The sequence below is a fragment of the Steroidobacter sp. genome (genome assembly GCF_016790065.1).
GTDB lineage: Bacteria > Pseudomonadota > Gammaproteobacteria > Steroidobacterales > Steroidobacteraceae > Steroidobacter.
The window spans coordinates 1-2,479 of record NZ_JAEUPY010000715.1; the positions used below are offsets into that span (position 1 = coordinate 1).

Sequence of the window (2,479 nt, forward strand, 5' to 3'; positions counted from 1 at the left end):
AGCTGGCCGACAGGCCGATCTGCAGGCCATTCACGGGCTTGAACGCCACCATTCCATCGATGCCGTTGATGCGCACGTCGCCCGCATTGGTAGTGATGGTTCCCCACACGATGTTGGCGGGATCGACACCGACGATCTGATAGTCATCGTAGTCGCTGCGAACCACGGCGAGCTCGGCTCGGATGCGGTGATCGGAGGAGTTGAGCTTGGCGCCGATCTCATAGGACCGGAGATTTTCAGGTTCATAGGGCGGCACCGTGCCACCGTTGAAGCCACCGCTGCGGAAGCCCTTCGCGGCGGACGAATAGAAACTGACTTGATCGTTCAGGGCATAGCTGAGATAGACCTTGGGACTGGTGGCGCTGAAGCGCCCCTCGGGCTGACGGTCTTCGTAGCGACGCAAGCCTGCGCCGAGCTTCAGACGGTTGGTCAATGCATAACTCGCATCTCCAAACACCGCCCGCGCGGAGCCGTTGTCACCCCAATATTCGCTGTCGAACGACTCGAGCGGGCCGGTGCTCTCGAAACCGATGGTCGTCGGATAGCCGGCGTAGCCGTGCCCTTTACGGCTCTCATACATGGCGCCGACCGTCCACTCCAACCGCTGCGTGCCGACAGAACTCAGACGCGCCTCTTCGGTGAAATGAAAGCTCTTGCCACGGTAACTCTGCTCGAACTGGAACATATCGTCGATGCTGCAACACTCTCCGCCCTGATGTTGTAGCAACGACTCGAGCTGCATGTAGCTGGTGGTACTCAGCAGCCGCACACTGCCGAAATCGTAAGACACGGTGAGGTTGTAGATGTCGTAGGGATCCCTCATCGCAGGCGTCGACGCGATCCCCAGCGCCTGCTCGAAGTTGCCGTCACCATCGACCCCGACGCCCGAACCCGTATCGTTGCGTCGGAACATCGCCATAGCACGGACCTCGAGCGCCTCGGTCGGCATCCACAGCAGCTTGGCGCGCGCGCTGAATAGCTGGTGACCATCGATGTTCCGCTTACCGATCGCCGGCTGATCGACCCAACCACCGGCATCTTCGTAGAGCGCCGCTACGCGAACAGCCAGCTTATCTGTCACCAGCGGCAAGCTGATCACGCCGCGAATCCGTGACAGCGGATCTCCACCTTTCGTGATGGCATAGTCCGCATCCGTCGATCCCACCACGCGTGACAGATCAGGATCCGCTGTGACATAGCGAATGGTGCCGCCCATCGAACCCTGACCATAAAGCGTGCCCTGCGGGCCACGCAGCACCTCGATACGTTCCATGTCGTGCGCCTGAACATCGATCTGCCCAGTGACACTGGTGCTGATAGGCACTTCATCGAGATACACCCCCACCGTGGGCGCACCGCCAAAGATGTTGCCGATGCCGCGGATACTGATGCGCCGGTTCGCTACTCCGCCGTCCTGCACGTACATGCCGGGAACTGCATACGAGAGTTCTTTCAGATCGCGGATGCCTCGCTTCTCCAACTCAGCGCCACCCAATGCAACCACACTGATCGGCACGTCCTGAAGTCGTTGTTCACGCTTCTGGGCAGTGACTACGATCTCTTCGAGCGTGGCATCGCTACTCGGCTCGCTCTTTTTTCCAGCCGCCGGCGCCAGGTCCTGAGTCGACACCAGCGCAATCGAGCGATCGCCCACGTACTGTGGACGCAACCCCGTATCCTCGAGCAGCAGCGTCAAACCGTCCTGGGTGGAATAGGCTCCCAACAACGCCCGCAGCTGTTTGCCTTTGATCTTGTCGCCAGCCACCAGGATCTGCACATGCGCCTGATTGGAAAAATCATCGATGGCCTCGGCCGCCACCTGTGCTGGAATGTTGAACTCGTGCGTTTCCAGCGCGAATGCCGGCAGCGCATAGGTCGCAGTCAGCACGGTCGCAGACAGTATGCCGATCACTGAGCACCTTTCCCCGATATGACGATGCATGAACGCTCTCCCCTTGGCGCTAGCAAATGCGCGCCTTGGCGAAGAGGAGACTCAGCGTCGCGGTTTCCCCCGGCTCGGTGCAGAAAAATCATTGCTGGCGATCATCGTTGCCGTAGATGGATCGCATCTGGCGCATCGACACTGTGCGCGCCGAGCGCGATGGCGACAGTCTGAGCGAAGTTACTTGGATCATTCGCCCGAAACGAACCTACGACAGCGAGCGTCGCTAAAGCGGGATCATCGATGATGATGCGCCGCTGGTTGTGCCGATTGATCTGCTCGACGGCCTCGCTCAGCGGTTCACCGGAGAACTTCACCAAGCCCTCACGCCACGCCAACTGTCGCGCGGTTTGTTCTTCGCGCACCTCTTGGACGGCCACGGCTCGGGTTTCGATGACGGTCGCGTGCTCGTTCGCCACGACCCGACGCAATACGCGCTGCTCGGACGAACTGTTGTCGACGAGCTCGACCACGCCTTCGGTGACAGTGACATCCGTGCGACGATCGATATTTCGAACGGCGAACGTCGTGCCGATG

Annotated in this window: 2 protein-coding genes; both read right to left on the bottom strand. The window is 60.3% G+C overall.

The features are described 5' to 3' along the window. Positions 1–1,912: TonB-dependent receptor domain-containing protein (locus tag JNL55_RS29310; protein WP_293863000.1), on the bottom strand; the 1,912-nt coding region annotated here is incomplete at its 3' end. A gap of 131 nt (positions 1,913–2,043) precedes the next feature. Next, positions 2,044–2,479, bottom strand: a 436-nt coding sequence (locus JNL55_RS29315) for a FecR family protein (protein ID WP_293863002.1), incomplete at its 5' end; no start/stop codon positions are given.